Source organism: Streptomyces narbonensis (assembly GCF_014649015.1).
In the GTDB taxonomy this organism is placed as follows: Bacteria; Actinomycetota; Actinomycetes; order Streptomycetales; family Streptomycetaceae; genus Streptomyces; species Streptomyces narbonensis.
Window position 1 is genome coordinate 1 of sequence record NZ_BMSF01000001.1, and the last position, 19,854, is coordinate 19,854.

Genomic DNA, 19,854 nt, shown 5'->3' on the forward strand with positions numbered 1-19,854 from the left:
ACCGGTACTAATAGGCCGAGGGCTTGTCCTCAGTTGCTCGCGTCCACTGTGTTAGTTCTGAAGTAACGAACACGCCCCCCTCATACGGGTGGTGCGGCGGTTCATATCTTCATAGAGTTTCGGTGGTCATAGCGTTAGGGAAACGCCCGGTTACATTCCGAACCCGGAAGCTAAGCCTTTCAGCGCCGATGGTACTGCAGGGGGGACCCTGTGGGAGAGTAGGACGCCGCCGAACAATCATTGTGGGAAAGCCCCGCACCTTATGGTGCGGGGCTTTTCTGCGTTCACGGGCCGAATTCCCTTCGGAAGGGATTGTCTGGAGACGGGTGTGAAGCCGTGGAGTCAGAGGCGGCCGGCTGCTTTCAGGGCGAGGTAGGCGTCGGCCAGGGCAGGGGCGAGGGTGTCGGGAGAAGCGTCGACGACGGTGACGCCGTGGCGGCGGAGCTGGTCCGCCGTACGGGCTCGCTGAGACTGCGTCTGGGTGGCCGCGGCAGCTTCATAGACGCCCTCGATCGTGCCGCGGGCTCCTGCCATGGCGGTCGTCTGGGGATCGGCGACGGAGGCCAGCAGCACCGTGTGGCGCTGCGTGAGCTGCGGCAGCACCGGGAGGAGGCCCTCGCCGACAGGGGCAGCGTCGAGGGTGGTCAGAAGGACGACCAAGGATCGGCGTGGGGCGCGGGACAGGGCCGTCGCGGCGAGGCCGCGGGCGTCCGTCTCCACGAGCTCCGGTTCGAGCGGGGCGAGGGCGTTGACCGTCGCGGGCAGGACGTCACCCGCGGAGCGCCCCTGGACCTGGGCGCGGAGGCGGCGGTCGTAGGCCACGAGGTCCACGCGGTCGCCGGCACGGGAGGCCAGGGCGGTGAGGAGGAGGGCTGCGTCCATCGCGGCGTCCAGCCGGGGGACGTCGCCGACGCGGCCTGCCGAGGTACGGCCCGTGTCGAGGACGATGAGGATGTGGCGGTCGCGCTCGGGGCGCCAGGTGCGGACGGCGACCGTGGTCTGGCGGGCTGTGGCGCGCCAGTCGATCGAGCGGGTGTCGTCACCGGGGACGTACTCGCGGAGGCTGTCGAACTCGGTGCCTTCGCCGCGGGTCAGCACGCTGGTGCGGCCGTCCATCTCGCGGAGGCGGGCCAGGCGGGACGGCAGGTGCTTGCGGCTGGCGAAGGGCGGTAGGACGCGGACGGTCCAGGGGGCCTCGTGGTTGCCCTGCCGGGCGGCGAGGCCCAGGGGGCCGTACGAGCGGACGGTGATCCGTTCGGCTTGGCGGTCGCCGCGGCGGGTGGGGCGGAGTCTGGTGGTGAGGCGGCGGCGTTCTCCGGCGGGGACCGTGAGCTCCTGGCGGGACGCGGCCTGTTCGGTGCCGGGGAGCCAGCTGCTGGGTGGCCAGGCGTCGCGGAGGTGGGCGCGGAGGCGGCGGCGGGACGGGTTGGTGACCGTGAGCTGGACTTCTGCTGCGTCACCGAGTCGAACGGATGTGTCACCGCTTCGGGTGAATTGGAGCGTTCTCACTGGCGCGGCCAGAGCGTAGTCGCACAGAATTGCTAGTGAGAGGGGCGCGTTCACCGCGAGCATCCCCGCCCAGCTGGGGGCGAGGATGCCGACGGGGAGCGATCCGAGGGCGGCGAGCAGCGCGGTGCGTCCGGTGAGGGCCATGGGGCGCCGTTCTCAGCGGGGGACGGGGACGTGGGCGAGGATCGAGTTGATGACGGAGTCACCGGTGACTCCCTCCATCTCGGCCTCGGGCCGCAGGTGGATGCGATGACGCAGGGTGGGGAGTGCGAGGGCCTTCACATCGTCAGGGGTGACGTAGTCCCGGCCGGTGAGCCAGGCCCAGGCGCGGGCGGTGGAGAGCAGGGCAGTGGCGCCTCGGGGGGAGACCCCGAGCGTGAGCGAGGGGGATTCACGCGTGGCACGACAGATATCGACGACATAGCCGGCGATCTCGGGGGAGACCGCGACCTTGGCCACGGCCGCCCGGGCGGCTTCGAGATCGGCGGGGCCCGCGACCGGGCGGACACCAGCGGCCTTCAGGTCACGGGGGTCGAAGCCCTCGGCGTGCCGGGTGAGGACCTGGATCTCGTCGGTGCGTGAGGGCAGAGGGACCGTCAGCTTCAGCAGGAAGCGGTCCAGTTGGGCCTCGGGGAGAGGGTAGGTGCCCTCGTATTCGACCGGGTTCTGGGTCGCGGCGACCAGGAAGGGTTCGGGGAGGGCGCGCGGGGTGCCGTCGACGGTGACCTGACGCTCCTCCATCGCTTCTAGCAGGGAGGACTGGGTCTTCGGGGGCGTGCGGTTGATCTCGTCGGCGAGCAGCAGGTTGGTGAAGACGGGGCCGGGCTGGAAGGAGAACTCCGCGGTCCGGGCGTCGTAGACGAGAGAGCCGGTGACGTCGCTCGGCATGAGGTCGGGTGTGAACTGGACGCGTTTGGTGTCGAGTTCGAGGGCGGCGGCGAGCGAGCGGACCAGAAGGGTCTTGGCTACTCCGGGAACGCCTTCGAGGAGTACGTGTCCCCGGCAGAGCAGGGCGACGACGAGACCGGTGACGGCGGGGTCCTGGCCGACCACTGCCTTCGCGATCTCTGTGCGCAGGGCCTCCAGGGAGGCGCGGGCGCTGTCCGAGTCCGTAGCGGTCTCGGGGGTTGGGGCGCTCATGAGGTGCGTACCTCTCTTTCGAGGGCGTCGAGTTGGTCCGCCAGGCGGATGAGGGTGGTGTCGTCGGCGGGAGCGGGGCCGAAGAGGAGGGTTCGGGGGTCCGCGGTGGTCTCGGGGAGACGGGCGGAGAGCGCGGGGAGCAGGCGCTCGGGGGAGTGGGCGTCCTGGACGGGGACGCCGAGGAGAGGGGCGATGCGGGTGCGGGTCGCCGTGCGGAGGACGGTGGCGGCGCGGTCGCGGGCGTCCGTCTTGCGGTAGAGGCGGGCGCGGCCCTCGGTGGTTTCGGAGGCGCGGACGGCGACGGGGAGGCGTTCGGTCACCAGAGGGCCGAGGCGGCGGCCGCGCCAGATGGCGACGAGCAGGGCGGCGACGGCGAGTTGGAGTGTGCCCCACAGCCAGCCGGAGGGGATGAGCGCGAGGAAGTTGTCCGTGGTGTCGCCGGCGGGTGCGTCGGTGGTGGCCGAGGTGTCAGCGAGGGAGGGGAGGTACCAGACGAGATGGGTCTGGGAGCCGAGGAGTTGCAGGGCGAGCGCCGCGTTGCCCTGCTGGTCGAGACGGTTGTTGTAGAGGATGTCGGGCGAGCCGAGGAGGACGGTGTCGGCGGTGCCGGTGCCGCTGGGGAGGCGGACCAGGGTCGGCCTGCCGTCGGAGGGGTAGCAGGTGTCGGCCTCGGTGCCGGGGGTGAGGGCGTAGCGCTCGCCGCCGAGTTCGGCGCTGCCGGCGCGGGTGGCGGCGGGCAGGGTGCAGGCGGGGGCGCGGTTCGTCACCGGGGTGTCGGAGGCGCTGGTGACTTCCGGGGCCAGGGTGGGGAGGGAGGCGCGACCGGCGCCGACGAGGACGGTGCGGGCGGGCGATCGGGTCATCGTGGCCCGGAGGGCGGCCTGTTGAGTCTTCGTCAGCAGGTCGGGCGTGGTGACGAGGAGGGTGGTGCTGGTGTCCGTGGCCGCTGTCGCCTCGTCGAGGGAGGTGGCCGTGGTGACCGCGACGCCGTTGTCCCTGAGCAGTTCGGCTACGGCGCGGCTGCCGGTGGGGTCGGCGGAGCGGGGGTCGAGGGCGCCGTGGGATTCGGTGGAGCGGAGCGTCGCGAGAGCGATGCCGCCGATGAGGATCAGGGCGATGACGAGGGCGGCGCCGCGGGCGCGGGTCCAGATCTGGCGGGCGGACAGGGCGGTCGAGGTGGACTCGGCGGCCGGTCGGCTCATGAAGGCGCCCCTGGGGAAGCGGTGTCGAGGGAGGGCCGGGTCCGCTCCAGGGCGGTGTCCAGTTCCTCGATGCGGCGGTACGCGGGCTCGTCGGCGGTGCGGCCGCCGTATGTGACGTCGTCGAAGGTGCGGGCGGCGAGGCGCAGGTCGTCCGCGTGGGAGGGGAGCGAGCGGCCGGCCTCGGCGGCGGCCTCGTCGGCGGTGCGGCCGGGCCGGGGGTCGAGCAGGACGCGCTCCTCGAGGGAGCGGACGATGGCCCGCATCCGCTCCTGGACGGCCTGGTTCCAGTGGCCTGCGGTGGCGTGCCGGGCGGCGGCCGCGCGGTGTTCCTTGGCGGTGCGGGGGCCGTCGGCGAAGAGGGAGTCTCCGGCCGTGGCGGGTGAGCGTTGGGGGGTGCCGAGTCGCCACCACAGGGCGGCGACGAGGGCGATGACGACCAAGGCGATGGCGACGAGGCCGACGACGCCGCCCGGGGTGGCTTCGGAGGCCGCGCTGAAGACGTCGTCGACCCATTCCCAGAAGCGGTCGAGGCCGCGCTGGAGGAGGTTGGGATCGTTCTGGTGGTACATCGGATCGGACAGCTCCCGCTCCGCCGCCTCGCGGGCGGGGATGCGGGAGATGTCCACCGGTACGTCGCCGTCGGCGCGTTGGAGCGTGAGTGGTGCGGTCGTTCCCCCCGGGACCGTCACGGCATCAGCCCCCGACGGTCTCGTCGCCGGGAGTGGGGCCGTAGCCGGGGAGGCCGGCGGCCCGGGCCAGTTCGAGGTCCAGCGCTTCGCGGCGGATGCGCTGGTCCACGTACAGGAGGACCGTGACGCCGGCCGAGATCGGGTAGGTGACGGCGCTGGTGAGGACGCCGCCGATGCCGGTGATGATCAGGAACGGCCACCCGAAGGAGACCGGGGTGCCGGTGAGCAGGCCGGAGAGGCCGTCGCCGTCGACCGCGATGGCGGCGATCGTGAACGGGATCGCGATGATCATGGCGAAGACGAAGATCAGCAGCTGGGTGAGTGCCGTGATGCCGAAGATCCGCCACCACGAGCCCTGAACGAGCTTGGCCGAGCGCTTGAACGACGTCATGACGCCCTGGCGCTCCAGCATCAGGGCGGGGGAGGCGAGGCTGAAGCGGACCATCAGCCAGATCATCGCCACCGTGGCGCCGAGCCCGAGGAGCAGGACCAGGGCCACGCCGGGGGCGCCGCCGGCGAGGACACCGGGCAGCAGGCCGGCCACCATGATGCCGGCGCTCAGGGCCGCCATCAGCAGGGTGAGCCCGATGAGCTGAAGCAGGCGCGGGCGGGCTTCGCGCCAGGCCTCGCCGAGCGAGACGGGGCGGCCCAGGACCGCGCGGCTGACGACGACGGTCAGCAGGGCGGCGCAGACCATGGAGGCCATCAGCGTGACGAGCAGGGCGGGAGCGAGGCCGACCATGGAGTTCTGGGCCGACTCGAGCGACTGCTCCAGCTGCTCGGCGGGGGTCGCATCCGGGCTGATCGCCGGTGTTTTCGGGACGAGATACCGCTCGGCCAGGATGCTGGCGATCTGGGAGATCACCGCGACCGTCACCGAGAAGGACAGCACCGTGCGCCAGTAGGTACGGAGGGTCTTCACCGAGCCGTCGAGGATCTCGCCCATGCCCAGCGGGCGGAGCGGGATCACGCCCGGCTTAGCGGCCGGCGGCTTGCCCCAGTGCGCGTTCGGGGGTGGAGCGCCCCAGTGGGGGCCGGGGGCCGGGGGTGGCGTCTGGCCGGTGGGCGGGGTCCACTGGCCGGCGGGCGGCTGGTCCTTGGACCACTGAGGGGTGGAACCGTTCACGTCGGCGGGAGTGGAGGGCCGGGGGATCCCGGGACCGTCCTGGCCGTCGGAGGGGGCGGATCCGGGCGAGGTCCAGCCCGGAGTGTCGTTCACGGTTCGTCCACCTCGGGGAAATGGTCGCGGTGCCGGTCGGCGAACCGGCTCGGTCACGGCGGCCGACACCGGAGACGGCGGCGGGCCGGGTGCCATCGTGCCACGCGGGGCTCACGTGTGGGCGGGAGCGGCCGTCTCGTTCGTACCTTTGTCCGGACCTTCATTGTCCGGGCGGTAGGCGGCACACTGTGCGAATGCCCGACCAGGACGCGCGATCCGTGCGGCGGCGGGCCGAGAGGAGCCCGATCCACGAGGTCGGGGCCCGGGCTGGGGGAGACGCTGTGGGACAGGTCACGGCAGGTAACGATTGGCTAATGGGATGATGTCGATATGAAGGGACGCGTTCTTGTCGTCGACGACGACACCGCACTGGCCGAGATGCTCGGGATTGTGCTGCGGGGTGAAGGGTTCGATCCGTCGTTCGTCGCGGACGGTGACAAGGCGCTTGCCGCTTTTCGGGAAGCCAAGCCGGACCTGGTGCTGCTGGACCTGATGCTGCCCGGAAGGGACGGCATCGAGGTGTGCCGGCTCATCAGGGCCGAGTCGGGCGTGCCGATCGTCATGCTCACCGCGAAGAGTGACACCGTCGATGTCGTGGTGGGCCTGGAGTCCGGGGCCGACGACTACATCGTCAAGCCGTTCAAGCCGAAGGAGCTCGTCGCCCGTATCCGGGCGCGGCTGCGGAGGTCCGAGGAGCCGGCGCCGGAGCAGCTCACCATCGGTGACCTGGTCATCGACGTGGCCGGGCACTCCGTGAAGCGGGAGGGGCAGTCCATCGCCCTGACCCCGCTCGAGTTCGACCTGCTGGTCGCGCTGGCGCGCAAGCCGTGGCAGGTCTTTACCCGTGAGGTCCTGCTGGAGCAGGTCTGGGGATACCGGCACGCGGCCGACACCCGGCTGGTGAACGTGCACGTCCAGCGGCTGCGCTCGAAGGTCGAGAAGGACCCCGAGCGCCCGGAGATCGTGGTGACCGTCCGTGGCGTCGGTTACAAGGCGGGACCGAGCTGACATGACTACAGGCAGTACTGCTCCGAAGCCCGGGGACCCGGGAGACCGTACGGGGCGGGCTGCCGGACCGGGGCGGGGGGGCCCGCGTTTCGGCCGCCTGCGCGGCGGGCGGCTCCTCGACGGGACACCGGGCGGACCGGTGTTCCGGCTCCTCGCCCGCTGGGTCCGCCGACCGCTGCTGCCCGCTGTGCGGCTGTGGCGTCGGAACATCCAGCTGAGGGTCGTCGCGGGCACCCTGCTGATGTCCCTCGGGGTGGTGTTGCTGCTCGGCCTCGTCGTCATCGGCCAGGTCCGCAACGGGCTGCTCGACGCCAAGGAGAGGGCCGCCCAGAGCCAGGCCGCCGGCGGGTTCTCCGCCGCGCAGGACCGGGCGGCGATCACCTCTTCGGCCCCCGGTCAGCAGGACGGCGGGCGGACCGGCGCGTCCGTGAACTGGCGCTCCACGCTCGTCGAGCAACTGGCCAGTGGCGGCCAGAGCGCCTTCAACGTGGTCGCGCTCTCCCTCGACAGCGGTGACACCGCGAGCCGTGGCGTCCGCGCCTCCGGCGAGGTCGACCCCACCAAGAGCATCCCCGCCGACCTGAGGCTCAACGTCGCCCAGGGCACGAACACCTATCAGAAGTCGACCCGGATCCACTACACCAGCGGCGATCCGTCCGAGGCCGGGCTGGTGATCGGCAAGCGGCTGAACGACGCCGACGGCACCCCGTACGAGCTGTACTACCTCTTCCCGCTGACGCAGGAGGAGGACTCCCTCACCCTCGTCAAGGGCACCCTCGCGACGGCCGGGCTGTTCGTCGTCGTGCTGCTGGGCGCCATCGCCTGGTTCGTGGTCCGGCAGGTCGTGACGCCCGTCCGGATGGCCGCCGGGATCGCCGAGCGGCTCTCGGCGGGCCGCCTCCAGGAACGGATGAAGGTCACCGGCGAGGACGACATCGCGCGCCTCGGCGAGGCCTTCAACAAGATGGCCCAGAACCTCCAGCTGAAGATCCAGCAGCTGGAGGAGCTGTCTCGGATGCAGCGCCGCTTCGTCTCCGACGTCTCGCACGAGCTGCGCACTCCGCTGACCACGGTCCGGATGGCCGCCGACGTCATCCACGAGGCCCGCGTCGACTTCGACCCCGTCACCGGACGGGCCGCCGAACTCCTCGGCGACCAGCTCGACCGTTTCGAGTCGCTGCTCTCCGACCTCCTGGAGATCAGCCGCTTCGACGCGGGAGCGGCGGCCCTGGAGGCCGAGCCGATAGACCTGCGCCAGGTCGTGCGCCGGGTCATCGGCGGCGCCGAACCCCTCGCCGAGCGCAAGGGCACCCGGATCGTCGTCCTCGGCGACGAGCAGCCCGTGGTGGCCGAGGCGGACGCCCGCCGGGTCGAGCGCGTGCTGCGCAACCTCGTCGTCAACGCCGTCGAGCACGGCGAGGGCCGGGACGTGGTGGTGAAGCTCGCCGCCGCCGGGGGGGCCGTCGCCGTCGCCGTCCGCGACTACGGCGTCGGACTCAAGCCGGGCGAGGCGACCCGGGTGTTCAACCGCTTCTGGCGTGCCGATCCGGCCCGCGCGCGCACCACCGGCGGTACGGGCCTCGGCCTGTCGATCGCGGTGGAGGACGCCCGGCTGCACGGCGGCTGGCTGCAGGCCTGGGGCGAGCCCGGCGGCGGTTCGCAGTTCCGGCTGACGCTGCCGAGGACCGCGGACGAGCCGTTGCGCGGATCCCCGATCCCGCTGGAGCCCGAGGACTCGCGGCGCAATCGTGAACAGGCGGCCGTCGGTCGCGTACAGGAGAGTGCGCGCCGCGTGGCGGTTCCGGCGCAGCCCGTCGGGGACAGGCCGTCGCTCCCCGTACCGCCGCGGCTGCCCGCGGCGCCCAGGGCGACCGTCGACCCGACGGCCCTGCCTGGCAGCGGGTCCAGGGTGGTGCCGCGAGCGGCGACGGGCAGTGACAGCGCCGGGGCGAGTGCGGCGACGGCCGGGGGAACCGGGAACGCGGAGCGGGAGGACGGGACACGTGGGCGCTGACTCCCGACAGGGACGTGCGGGGCGGGGCGGGAGCACGCGGGCGATGGTGCTGGCCGCGTGCGGCGGGCTCGTCGTCACCGGGTGCGCGACGATGCCCGACAGCGGTGAGGTGGAGACGGTGAAGGGGGCGAACCTCGGCGACTCGCAGGTGCGGGTCTATGCCGTCGCCCCCCGGGAGAGCGCCGGACCGGACGAGATCGTCGACGGCTTCCTGGAGGCCATGACCAGCGATGACCCCGGTTTCGCCACCGCCAAGAAGTACCTGACGGACCAGGCCGCGAAGGCCTGGAAGCCGGAGCAGAGCATCACCGTGCTCACCACCGCGCCCGACCGTGAGCAGGCCGACCGCAACGCCCACCCGGACAACCAGGGCCGTGCCTACCCGCTCTCCGGCCGCAGGATCGCGACGGTGGACGCCCGCCGCGCCTACGAGCCGCAGAGCCCCGCCCCGTACGTCCAGTCGATCCACGTCGTGCAGCAGCCTTCCGCGGACGGCAAGAGCAAGGAATGGCGCATCGACAGCCTTCCGTCCGGTCTGGTGCTCGGCGAGGCCGATTTCCTGCGCAACTACCGGTCGGTCAACAAGTACTACTTCGCCTCCGGGGAGGACTGGCTCGTGGCCGACCCGGTCTACATCCGGCAGCGGCAGGACCCGGTCACCCGGATGGACCCGGTGACGCAGACCGTCAAGGCACTGCTCGAAGGGCCGACGAACTGGCTGAAGCCGGCTGTCGACTCGCAGTTCCCCTCCGGCACGGAGCTGAAAGCGGGCGTCACCTCGCTGGGGACGGACGACCAGTCCACGCTGAAGGTGCCGCTCAACGCCAAGGCCGAGCTGGTGGGCGGCGAGGCGTGCAGGCGGATGGCGGCGCAGCTGCTCTTCACGATGGGCGACCTGACCTCCGTACGCGTCGAGCAGGTCGAGCTCCTGAAGCCGAACGGGCAGTCGCTGTGCCGCCTGGGCAAGGGGGAGGCGGCGGAGTTCGCGGCGGTCCGCAACACCGTGCCGCAGGAGAACCCGTACTTCCTCGACGAGCACGGCAAGCTGAGGATGCTGGCGGTCCAGGGCAAGGAGACCGAGGACCCGACGCCGGTGCCGGGGCCGTTCGGCAGCGGTACGACCCCGCTGACCTCGGTCGCCGTGGACCGTGGTGAGACCAGGGCCGCCGGGGTCGGGTCGGGCGGACGCGATCTGTTCGTCTCCCCGATCACGACGGAGCAGGACCCGCTGCCTGCGGTGCTGTCGAGCAAGGCGGTCCGTCCCGCGGACCGGCTCTCCGCGCCGAGCTGGGACGGTCGGGGCGACCTCTGGGTCGCCGACCGCAACCCCGCCGCCGCGCACCTGTGGATGGTGCCGGACGGCTCCGGCGAACCCGTCGAGGTCCGTACGCCGTGGCTGGTGGAGGGCACGCGCGTGGAGGCCCTGCGGGTCTCGGCGGACGGCGTGCGGATCGCCCTGCTGGTCAAGCAGGGGGAGCGCACGACCTTGCAGATCGGCCGGATCGAGCGGCAGAAGGCCGGGGCGGAGCCCGCGGTGTCGGTCGTCGACCTGCAGCCGGCCGCGCCGCGCATGGAGTCGGTCACGGCCGTCTCCTGGGCCGGACCGAGCCGGCTGGTCGTCGTCGGCAAGGAGGCGGGCGGCGTCCAGCAGATCCGCTACCTCCAGACGGACGGCTCGACCTCGGCGAGCTCGGTGCTCCCCGGTCTGAACGGGGTGACCTCGGTCGCCGCGCCGAACGGCGACGGGGCGCCGGTGGTCGCGAACTCCGGCAACGACGGCATCGTCCGGCTGGCGCCGGGCACGAACTGGCAGTCGGTGGTCAAGGCCGGCGCTTCGGCGGTCTACCCCGGGTAGCGAGCGGGAGAATCGCCCGGCCGGGGTACGACCTGACGGACTCGGGGTGCCCCGCCGGTGCTCGGCCGGGTTTCCGGTGCGGGGCCGGCGCGCCTCGGTCCGGAACCGGACGCCGGCCCCCTGGGGGCGGCGGGCGGACCGGTTTTCCACAGGGGTGGTCCGCGGCGGCGGGAGCGCGCACAGTGGAGTCATGCGGGGGTGGTGGCGCGAGATCGCCGGACTGGTGCTGCCGGTGGCCTGCGGAGGCTGCGGCAGGCCGCGCACCGTCCTGTGCCCGGGATGCGCGGGCGAGCTGACCGGCTCCGGACCCCGCAGGGTGTGGCCCCTGCCCGAGCCCGCGGGGCTGCCGGCTGTCCATGCCGTCGCGCCCTACGGCGACGCCGTACGGGAACTCCTCCTCGCTCACAAGGAGCGTGGGGCGCTGACGCTCGCCGGACCCCTGGGCGGCGCGCTCGCCGCCGCCGTGACGGCCGCTGCCGGGCCCGCCAAGGGCCCCGCCTCCTCACCCTTGCTCCTCGTACCCATGCCCTCCTCACGGCGCTCCGTGCGGGCACGTGGCCACGATCCGACGCGACGGATCGCGCTGGCGGCGGCCGCCCGGCTGCGGCGCGCGGGACGGGACGCTCGGGTCGTGCCCGTCCTGCGTCAGCGGCGGCACGTGGCGGACCAGGCGGGTCTCGGAGCGAGCGGACGGCTGGCGAACCTCTCGGGGGCGCTGGAGGTCGTGCCGGGCGGCGCACGCCTGCTCGGGACCGGAAGGGTGGTTCTCGTGGACGATCTGATGACGACGGGCGCCTCGCTCGCGGAGGCGGCGCGCGCACTCGGAGCCGTACACCGACCGTTCATTCCTGGATTACCTCAGGCAATGACCGAGAGATCGCAGGAGAGTTCCGCACAGCACGCATTCGAACAGCGGCAGGCGGCTGTGATCGCATCCTCTCCCGCTTCGTTCGAAATAAACCGGAACTCGCCAGGAACTTGGATCGTTGCAGGTGGTGAGAGGTGAGAGCACCCGATCGGAGCTATGTCTCGGTAGCGGGTGCCGACACCCGTCCGAAGGGGCTATGTTCGGTTGTGAGGAATGGCGAATGCCACTGCCTCGCCGAATACATGGTTGCGCCTACAGGACAGGAGTTCAGGGCGAATTAACCTCGAGTCGATGGGGTGGGGATCTTGTCGACTGGGGAGGAGGAGGTGAAAGTCGCCAAGTCCGAGCTCCGGTAACCACCGGAGTCTGGTGCAAAGGGAGATGCCCTGCGGCCAAGGAGCCGACCAGGGCGATCCGGGAACGGAGTTCTGCGTGGACATCGTCGTCAAGGGCCGCAAGACCGAGGTGCCCGAGCGGTTCCGCAAGCACGTGGCCGAGAAGCTGAAGCTGGAGAAGATCCAGAAGCTCGACGGCAAGGTGATCAGCCTCGACGTCGAGGTGTCCAAGGAGCACAACCCGCGGCAGGCCGACCGGTCCGACCGCGTGGAGATCACCCTCCACTCCCGAGGCCCGGTGATCCGGGCCGAAGCTGCGGCAGGCGACCCGTACGCAGCCCTCGACCTCGCCAGCGACAAGCTGGAGGCCCGGCTGCGGAAGCAGCACGACAAGCGATACACCCGCCGTGGCAACGGCAGGCTGTCGGCAGCGGAGGTCGGGGACGTGGTGCCCGGCGCCGCCCAGCTCAACGGAGACGGCCAGCTGGTCGCCGACGAGTCCGAAAAGGTGCCCACCACGATGATGGGCTCGATCGAGGTCCAGGGCGAAGGCCCGCTGGTGGTGCGTGAGAAGACCCACCGGGCCGCCCCCATGACGCTCGACCAGGCGCTCTACGAGATGGAGCTGGTCGGCCACGACTTCTATTTGTTCGTCGACTCGGACAACAAGCAGCCGAGCGTCGTCTACCGGCGACACGCGTACGACTACGGCGTCATCCACCTGGAGAGCGACCCGCTCGCCGAGGGCGGCGGCGCCGGCGGTGCGCTCGGCGGCTGACGGCCCGCCACCGCACCACCCACAAACACCTCAGGTGTCCCTCACGGTGCCCCTGGAGCGCGGTTCGCGCCCCCAGGGGCACCCCCGTGCGCCCATGGGTAACCCCGCGCGCCGCCGGGGCATGAAATCATGTCGTGCACGCCAACCGGTGCTCGTCGAGCAGCGGTTGGAGGACCGGAAACGAATTCAGGCCACGGCCTTCAGGGGGAGGAACGATGGCGGACAGCTTCGGGCCGGTGCTCAGGGGGCGTGAGCCCTTTGGGGCAGTCACTCCGGAGAGCGCGCCGGACGGATCGGATTCGGACAGCGCCGACTGCCGCAAGGAACCCATCCGGGTCCTTGTCGTGGACGACCACGCCCTCTTCCGTCGAGGTCTGGAGATCGTCCTCGCCCAGGAGGAGGACATCCAGGTCGTCGGCGAGGCCGGTGACGGGGCCGAGGCGGTCGACAAGGCCGCCGATCTGCTGCCGGACATCGTCCTGATGGACGTGCGGATGCCCCGGCGCGGCGGCATCGAGGCGTGCACCTCCATCAAGGAAGTGGCCCCCAGCGCGAAGATCATCATGCTGACGATCAGCGACGAGGAGGCCGACCTCTACGACGCGATCAAGGCCGGGGCGACCGGCTACCTCCTCAAGGAGATCTCCACCGACGAGGTCGCCACGGCGATCCGCGCGGTCGCCGACGGGCAGTCGCAGATCAGCCCGTCGATGGCTTCCAAACTCCTCACCGAGTTCAAGTCGATGATCCAGCGCACCGACGAACGCAGGCTCGTGCCCGCGCCCCGGCTGACGGACCGTGAGCTGGAGGTCCTCAAGCTCGTCGCGACCGGCATGAACAACCGGGACATCGCCAAGGAGCTCTTCATCTCCGAGAACACGGTGAAGAACCACGTGCGGAACATCCTGGAGAAGCTCCAGCTCCACTCCCGCATGGAGGCCGTGGTCTACGCGATGCGGGAGAAGATCCTCGAGATCCGCTGAGGTGCCCTGAGATCCACCGGGTCGCGCGCCCCCGGGCTCAGTCCAGGGCGCGCACCAGCTCCGGGGCGAGCTCCGGGAGGTTCATCCGCTCCGGGACCACGGAGACCGCGTCGCAGCCGACCCACTCGGCCGCCTCGCGCAGCGCCCGCGCCACTGCCGGGACGGCCTTGGGGCCGTCCAGGGTGACCTGCCGGGCGACCAGCGTGCCGCCCTCGCGCGCCGGGTCCACCCGGCCGACCAGCCGGCCGCCGGACAGGACCGGCATCGCGAAGTAGCCGTGCACCCGCTTCGGCTTCGGCACGTACGCCTCCAGGCGGTGCGTGAAACCGAAGATCCGCTCCGTACGCGCCCGCTCCCAGATCAGCGAGTCGAAGGGCGAGAGCAGAGTCGTCCGGTGCCGGCCGCGCGGCTCGGAGGCCAGCGCCGCCGGGTCCGCCCACGCGGGCTTCCCCCAGCCCGCCACCGTGACCGGCACGAGCCCCGAGGACTCGACCACCGCGTCGAACTGCTCGCCCTTGATGCGGTGGTAGTCGGCGATGTCCGCGCGCGTGCCCACGCCCAGCGCCTCGCCCGCCTGCCGCACCAGGCGACGCACGCACTCGGCGTCGTCGAGCTCGTCATGGAGCAGCGCCTGCGGGACCGCCCGCTCCGCCAGGTCGTAGACCCGCTTCCAGCCGCGCCGCTCGACCACCACGACCTCGCCGTGCATCAGCGCCCGCTCGACGGCGATCTTCCCGTCGGACCAGTCCCACCACTCGCCCTTGTTCTTCGCGCCGCCCAGCTCCGTCGCGGTCTGAGGGCCCTCGGCCCGCAGCTGGTCGATCACCTTGTCGTACGCCCCGGCCGACAGCTCGTGGTGCCAGTGGGGGCGGTCACGGTAGGCGCGGCGGCGGAAGGCGAAGTGCGGCCACTCCTCGATCGGCAGCACGCACGCGGCGTGCGACCAGTACTCGAAGGCGTGCGCCTCGGTCCAGTAGGCGTCCTCGACCGTCGTACGGCCGACGGCGCCCAGGCGTGCGTACGGGATGAGCTCGTGGGAGCGGGCCAGGACGGAGATCGTGTCGAGCTGGACCTGACCGAGTGCGCGCAGCACGCCGCGGACCCCGGACCTGCGGTCGGGCGCCCCCAGGAACCCCTGGGCGCGCAGGGCGATCCGGCGGGCTTCGTCGGCGGAGAGTTCGGCGGCGGGGCGCGGCGCAGTCGTCATGGAACGCACCCTAGGGCCCGGCACCGACAGTCAGGCCTGGGCGGGCTGTTCGCGGGCCGGGAGGTACGGCAGCGGGCTCGGCAGCCCGAAGTCGGAGGGGAGCAGGGAGCCGACCCAGCAGTCGCGGAGCGTGCCCTTGTTGACGAGGCCGGCGCGCTGGACGCCCTCCACGGTGAAGCCGACGCGCTCGGCCACCGCGCGCGACCCGGTGTTGCCCACCTCCGCGCGCCAGATGAGACGGGTGCAGCCGAGTCCCGTGAACGCCCAGTGGGCCATGGCCCGGACGGCCTCCGTCATGTAGCCGTGGCCCCGGTGGTCCCTGTGCAGCCAGAAGCCGACCTCCCAGATGCCCGAGTCGCGGCTGTGCAGCCCGATCGCGGCGAGCAGGGGGCCGCCGGCCAGCGGTTCGACGGCCAGGGGGTACTCCGAGTCCTCGCGCCAGCCGTCGGGCACCAGGCGGTTCAGGAAGAAGTCCGCGTCCTGCCGCGTGTACGGGTCGGGGACGACCGTCCAGCGCCGGATGTCCGGGTCCTGGCAGCTTTCGTACACCGCGTCGGCATCGCCGGGGACGAAGTTCCGCAGGCGCAGTCGGTCGGTGGTGAGGGTGATCGGCTCCATGCCTGGATTGTGGTGAGCCGCCCGACCGGAAGCGAACACTTTTCGGGTGGGGCGGCACCTTCCGCCCACCTCGTGCGTTCTCTTTGCGGGTGGCCTCGCGGCTCGGGCACTGCGGGCCTCCCTTCGCGAGGGCGGTCTCGCTTACGATGGCCGTTGCGGTGGGGACCACCTGCCGTGCCCGCGCTCGCGTCGATCACAAGACCCAGTGCCAGGCCCGACCGGCAAGGAGACCAGCCTCAGTGTCCGTCTTCAACAAGCTCATGCGTGCAGGCGAAGGCAAGATCCTGCGCAAACTGCACCGCATCGCGGACCAGGTCAACTCCATCGAAGAGGACTTCGTCAACCTCTCCGACGCCGAGTTGCGGGCGCTCACGGATGAGTACAAGCAGCGGTACGCCGACGGCGAGACCCTCGACGACCTCATGCCGGAAGCGTTCGCGACGGTCCGCGAGGCGGCCAAGCGCGTCCTCGGGCAGCGCCACTACGACGTACAGCTCATGGGTGGCGCCGCGCTCCACCTCGGCTACGTCGCCGAGATGAAGACCGGTGAGGGCAAGACCCTCGTCGGCACCCTCCCGGCCTACCTCAACGCGCTCTCCGGCAAGGGCGTGCACCTGATCACGGTGAACGACTACCTGGCCGAGCGCGACTCCGAGCTCATGGGCCGCGTCCACCGGTTCCTGGGACTCCAGGTCGGCTGCATCCTCGCCAACATGACCCCGGCCCAGCGTCGTGAGCAGTACGCCTGCGACATCACGTACGGCACGAACAACGAGTTCGGCTTCGACTACCTCCGCGACAACATGGCGTGGTCCCAGGACGAGCTCGTCCAGCGCGGCCACAACTTCGCCTGTGTCGACGAGGTCGACTCGATCCTCGTCGACGAGGCCCGTACGCCGCTGATCATCTCCGGCCCGGCCGACCAGGCCACCAAGTGGTACGGCGACTTCGCCAAGCTGGTCACCCGCCTCTCCAAGGGCGAGCCCGGCAACCCGCTCAAGGGCATCGAGGAGACCGGCGACTACGAGGTCGACGAGAAGAAGCGCACCGTCGCCATCCACGAGGCGGGCGTCGCCAAGGTCGAGGACTGGCTGGGCATCGACAACCTCTACGAGTCGGTGAACACCCCGCTCGTCGGTTACCTGAACAACGCCATCAAGGCGAAGGAACTGTTCAAGAAGGACAAGGACTACGTCGTCATGGACGGCGAAGTCATGATCGTCGACGAGCACACCGGCCGTATCCTCGCCGGCCGCCGCTACAACGAGGGCATGCACCAGGCGATCGAGGCGAAGGAAGGGGTGGCGATCAAGGACGAGAACCAGACCCTCGCCACGATCACCCTGCAGAACTTCTTCCTCCTGTACTCGAAGCTCTCCGGCATGACCGGTACGGCCATGACCGAGGCCGCCGAGTTCCACCAGATCTACAAGCTGGGCGTCGTCCCGATCCCCACGAACAGGCCGATGATCCGCAAGGACCAGTCCGACCTGATCTACCGGACCGAGATCGCCAAGTTCGCCGCCGTCGTCGACGACATCGCGGAGAAGCACGAGAAGGGTCAGCCGATCCTCGTCGGCACGACCTCCGTCGAGAAGTCGGAGTACCTCTCGCAGCAGCTCTCCAAGCGCGGAGTGCAGCACGAGGTCCTCAACGCCAAGCACCACGACCGCGAGGCCAGCATCGTCGCCCAGGCCGGCCGCCGCGGCGCCGTCACGGTCGCCACGAACATGGCCGGTCGCGGTACGGACATCAAGCTCGGCGGCAACCCGGACGACCTCGCCGAGGCCGAGCTGCGCCAGGCCGGTCTCGACCCGGTCGACCACGTCGAGGAGTGGGCCGCGGCCCTTCCCGGCGCCCTGGAGCGCGCCGGGAAGGCCGTCAAGGCGGAGTTCGAGGAGGTCAAGGAGCTCGGCGGGCTGTACGTCCTCGGCACCGAGCGCCACGAGTCGCGCCGTATCGACAACCAGCTGCGCGGTCGTTCCGGCCGTCAGGGCGACCCCGGCGAGTCCCGCTTCTACCTGTCGCTCGGCGACGACCTGATGCGCCTGTTCAAGGCGCAGATGGTCGAGCGCGTCATGGCCATGGCCAACGTGCCGGACGACGTGCCGATCGAGAACAAGATGGTCACCCGCGCCATCGCCTCCGCGCAGTCGCAGGTCGAGACGCAGAACTTCGAGACGCGTAAGAACGTCCTGAAGTACGACGACGTCCTCAACCGGCAGCGCCAGGTCATCTACGGCGAGCGCCGCCGCGTCCTGGAGGGCGAGGACCTGCACGAGCAGATCCAGCACTTCATGGACGACACGATCGACGACTACATCCGCCAGGAGACCGCCGAGGGCTTCGCGGAGGAGTGGGACCTCGACCGTCTGTGGAACGCCTTCAAGCAGCTCTACCCGGTGAAGGTCACCGTCGAGGAGCTGGAGGACGCGGCCGGGGACCGGGCCGGCATCACCGCCGAGTTCATCGCCAGCTCCGTCAAGGACGACATCCACGAGCAGTACGACGCGCGCGAGAAGCAGCTCGGCTCGGAGATCATGCGTGAGCTGGAGCGGCGCGTGGTCCTGTCGGTCCTGGACCGCAAGTGGCGCGAGCACCTCTACGAGATGGACTACCTCCAGGAGGGCATCGGCCTGCGCGCCATGGCGCAGAAGGACCCGCTGGTCGAGTACCAGCGCGAGGGCTTCGACATGTTCACCGCCATGATGGAGGGCATCAAGGAGGAGTCCGTCGGCTACCTGTTCAACCTGGAGGTCCAGGTCGAGCAGCAGGTCGAGGAGGTCCCGGTGCAGCCGAGCGCTCCCTCGCTCGACAAGACGGACGCCGTCCCCGCGGGGAACGGGCGCCCGGAGATCCGCGCCAAGGGGCTGGACGCGCCGCAGCGGCCGGACCGGCTGCACTTCTCGGCACCGACCGTCGACGGCGACGGCGGGGTCGTCGAGGGCGACTTCGAGTCCGGTGACGACTCCGGCGACGGGATGACGCGGGCGGAGCGTCGCAAGGCGCAGAAGAACGCGAGCGGCGGGCGTCGTCGCAAGAAGTGACGCGTCGGGTGTCGTGGCGGTCGCGGTGACGCGCTGGTCGTGTCCGTGGCCGCCGTGATGCGGTGGTCGTGGTGAGTGAAGGGGTCGGTACCCGATGGGTGCCGGCCCCTTCGTCATGGGTGCCGGGCGGCCACGCCGAGTCCGTCGAGCTCCACGGCGGCGCAGCGCCAGCGCTGGTCGGCGCCGAGCTCCAGGCGGAACGCCATGGCCCGGACGCGGCGGCCGGTGGCGATGCTCGCGAAGGCCTCCATGGCCGTGCGGTGCCGGTCCAGCTGTACGGAGCAGCGGCGCAGGACCGGGCGGGGGCCGAGCGACCGCAAGGGCGTCGCCGGCGCGAGGTGGACGAGCTGCTCGTACGCCTCGCCGACGGTGTGGCCGAGCATCCAGTGGACCGGCCGCTCCCCGCTGAGCACCGCGAGCAGGCGCTCCGCGAAGACGGTGTGCGGGGGGAGCGTGCGGGGCGGTGCCGGGGTCCGGGGGTGGGCGCCCGCGCTGCCGCGAGGCCTCGTACCGGCGGGGCCGACGGGGGCGGTGCGGGGGCGTGGGGTGCGCGGGCGGGTGGTGGCCGTGTAGCTGTCCATGGTGAGCCCCTGTCGTTGCGTAACCGAGTGATACCGGTCGGTAACTTCCGTTGGGGATCTTGTACGGGTGGGGTCCGTGCCCCCGCAAGGAGTCCGCGGCCGTGCGGGAGCCCCCGGGCGGGATCACCTATCAGGGTGACGCGGGGAAAAAGCGGCTCTTCAGGGCCTCGGAGGGGTGCGTCCGCGGTGGACGGGCGGCGCCCTCGGGCCGCCGCCCCGAAGGGGGACTCCGCACGTATCCTGAGGGCCTCTCCGTCTACGAAAGCGGCCAGCCATGCGCGTGTACGTCCCTCTGACCCTCCCCGGTCTCGCACAGGTGCACACGGCGGGCGAGCTGGCGCCCGGACCGGTCGCTGCGTACGCCGTCACGCCCGCGCTGCGCGAGTGGTACGCCTCCGAGGACGTCGAGGAACTGGAGTACGCGGCCCTCGGCCGGGCCGCCGAGGCGTCCCTGCGGCTCATCGCCGGGCACGCCGGGGCGCCCAGGTGCCGCGTCGTCCTCGCGGTCGACGTGGCCGACAAGGACGTGGCCGACTCCGGCTCCGACGGTTCCGTCGGAGAGGTCCGGATCACGGGGCCGGTCCCGCTGGCCAAGGCGGGGGCGGTGCACGCCGACGCGGACGACGCGGTGGCGGACGTCACGGCGGCGGCGGGCGCGCTGGAGGCGGCGGACCGGGGCGACGACGACGCCCGGTCCGTGGTGGACGGGGCCGAGGACCACGAGCTGCTGTGGTTCGGGGTGCAGGAGATCCCCGAGCTGCTGCGGCGGTAGTGGGGCTCGGGCGGGGTTCGTTGTCGGAG

16 protein-coding genes and 1 rRNA gene are annotated in these 19,854 nt (G+C 71.4%); 9 read left to right on the forward strand and 8 right to left on the reverse strand.

Annotation, left to right across the window (positions count from 1 at the left end; translation table 11 throughout):
- The first annotated feature begins 118 nt into the window (after positions 1 to 118).
- Positions 119 to 235 (forward strand): 5S ribosomal RNA (rrf, locus tag IE124_RS00005).
- Positions 236 to 342: 107 nt separating this feature from the next.
- Here rrf and IE124_RS00010 read toward each other — a convergent pair.
- From IE124_RS00010 to IE124_RS00030, 5 genes are read right to left on the reverse strand one after another with little or no spacing between them, the layout of a single operon-like run.
- A complete protein-coding gene (locus tag IE124_RS00010) occupies positions 343 to 1,653 on the reverse strand; it encodes a DUF58 domain-containing protein (protein ID WP_189503450.1) in 1,311 nt (436 codons plus the stop codon).
- 12 nt (positions 1,654 to 1,665) lie between these two features.
- Entirely contained in the window at positions 1,666 to 2,649 is a 984-nt protein-coding gene (locus IE124_RS00015) for an AAA family ATPase (RefSeq protein WP_189503452.1), read from the reverse strand.
- Entirely contained in the window at positions 2,646 to 3,851 is a 1,206-nt protein-coding gene (locus IE124_RS00020; protein WP_189503454.1) for a DUF4350 domain-containing protein, read from the reverse strand. Before IE124_RS00020 ends, IE124_RS00015 begins: the two co-directional genes overlap by 4 nt.
- Positions 3,848 to 4,540 (reverse strand): DUF4129 domain-containing protein, encoded by a 693-nt coding sequence (locus IE124_RS00025; RefSeq protein WP_189503455.1) that lies wholly within the window; start codon positions 4,538 to 4,540, stop codon positions 3,848 to 3,850. Before IE124_RS00025 ends, IE124_RS00020 begins: the two co-directional genes overlap by 4 nt.
- A 4-nt stretch (positions 4,541 to 4,544) precedes the next feature.
- Positions 4,545 to 5,759, reverse strand: a complete 1,215-nt coding sequence (locus IE124_RS00030; RefSeq protein WP_189503458.1) for a DUF7847 domain-containing protein — start codon at positions 5,757 to 5,759, stop codon at positions 4,545 to 4,547.
- 330 nt (positions 5,760 to 6,089) lie between these two features.
- On the opposite strand from IE124_RS00030, the gene mtrA reads away from it, so the two are divergent.
- From mtrA to IE124_RS00060, 6 genes are all read left to right on the forward strand, one after another.
- Positions 6,090 to 6,767: a two-component system response regulator MtrA gene (mtrA, locus tag IE124_RS00035; protein ID WP_024758631.1), complete on the forward strand. Its 678-nt coding sequence runs from the start codon at positions 6,090 to 6,092 to the stop codon at positions 6,765 to 6,767.
- Position 6,768: 1 nt separating this feature from the next.
- Positions 6,769 to 8,781: an MtrAB system histidine kinase MtrB gene (mtrB, locus tag IE124_RS00040; protein ID WP_189503460.1), complete on the forward strand. Its 2,013-nt coding sequence runs from the start codon at positions 6,769 to 6,771 to the stop codon at positions 8,779 to 8,781.
- Between the two features lie 43 nt (positions 8,782 to 8,824).
- Positions 8,825 to 10,636, forward strand: a complete 1,812-nt coding sequence (locus tag IE124_RS00045; protein ID WP_189503462.1) for an LpqB family beta-propeller domain-containing protein — start codon at positions 8,825 to 8,827, stop codon at positions 10,634 to 10,636.
- 190 nt (positions 10,637 to 10,826) lie between these two features.
- Positions 10,827 to 11,642 (forward strand): ComF family protein, encoded by an 816-nt coding sequence (locus IE124_RS00050; RefSeq protein ID WP_189503463.1) that lies wholly within the window; start codon positions 10,827 to 10,829, stop codon positions 11,640 to 11,642.
- Positions 11,643 to 11,936: 294 nt separating this feature from the next.
- The gene (gene hpf / locus IE124_RS00055) at positions 11,937 to 12,617 is read left to right on the forward strand and encodes a ribosome hibernation-promoting factor, HPF/YfiA family (RefSeq protein WP_189503465.1); all 681 of its coding nucleotides are present in this window, start codon (positions 11,937 to 11,939) and stop codon (positions 12,615 to 12,617) included.
- 215 nt (positions 12,618 to 12,832) lie between these two features.
- Entirely contained in the window at positions 12,833 to 13,600 is a 768-nt protein-coding gene (locus IE124_RS00060) for a response regulator (RefSeq protein WP_150269705.1), read from the forward strand.
- A gap of 37 nt (positions 13,601 to 13,637) precedes the next feature.
- On the opposite strand, the gene IE124_RS00065 is transcribed toward IE124_RS00060, so the two are convergent.
- Together IE124_RS00065 and IE124_RS00070 are read right to left on the reverse strand one after the other, a co-directional pair.
- Complete coding sequence (locus IE124_RS00065; RefSeq protein ID WP_189503467.1) at positions 13,638 to 14,807, reverse strand: winged helix-turn-helix domain-containing protein; 1,170 nt, start codon at positions 14,805 to 14,807, stop codon at positions 13,638 to 13,640.
- Positions 14,808 to 14,837: 30 nt separating this feature from the next.
- The gene (locus IE124_RS00070; RefSeq protein ID WP_189503469.1) at positions 14,838 to 15,425 is read right to left on the reverse strand and encodes a GNAT family N-acetyltransferase; all 588 of its coding nucleotides are present in this window, start codon (positions 15,423 to 15,425) and stop codon (positions 14,838 to 14,840) included.
- 239 nt (positions 15,426 to 15,664) lie between these two features.
- Between IE124_RS00070 and secA the strand changes: the two genes are divergently transcribed.
- On the forward strand, positions 15,665 to 18,472 hold the full coding sequence (gene secA, locus IE124_RS00075; RefSeq protein ID WP_189503471.1) for a preprotein translocase subunit SecA: 2,808 nt from the start codon (positions 15,665 to 15,667) through the stop codon (positions 18,470 to 18,472).
- 113 nt (positions 18,473 to 18,585) lie between these two features.
- Here secA and IE124_RS34575 read toward each other — a convergent pair whose 3' ends face one another.
- Positions 18,586 to 19,053: an Rv3235 family protein gene (locus tag IE124_RS34575; RefSeq protein WP_229831981.1), complete on the reverse strand. Its 468-nt coding sequence runs from the start codon at positions 19,051 to 19,053 to the stop codon at positions 18,586 to 18,588.
- A gap of 274 nt (positions 19,054 to 19,327) precedes the next feature.
- Here IE124_RS34575 and IE124_RS00085 point away from each other — a divergent pair, with 274 nt between their 5' ends.
- Positions 19,328 to 19,825, forward strand: a complete 498-nt coding sequence (locus tag IE124_RS00085; RefSeq protein ID WP_189503473.1) for a DUF6912 family protein — start codon at positions 19,328 to 19,330, stop codon at positions 19,823 to 19,825.
- Positions 19,826 to 19,854 lie beyond the last annotated feature (29 nt).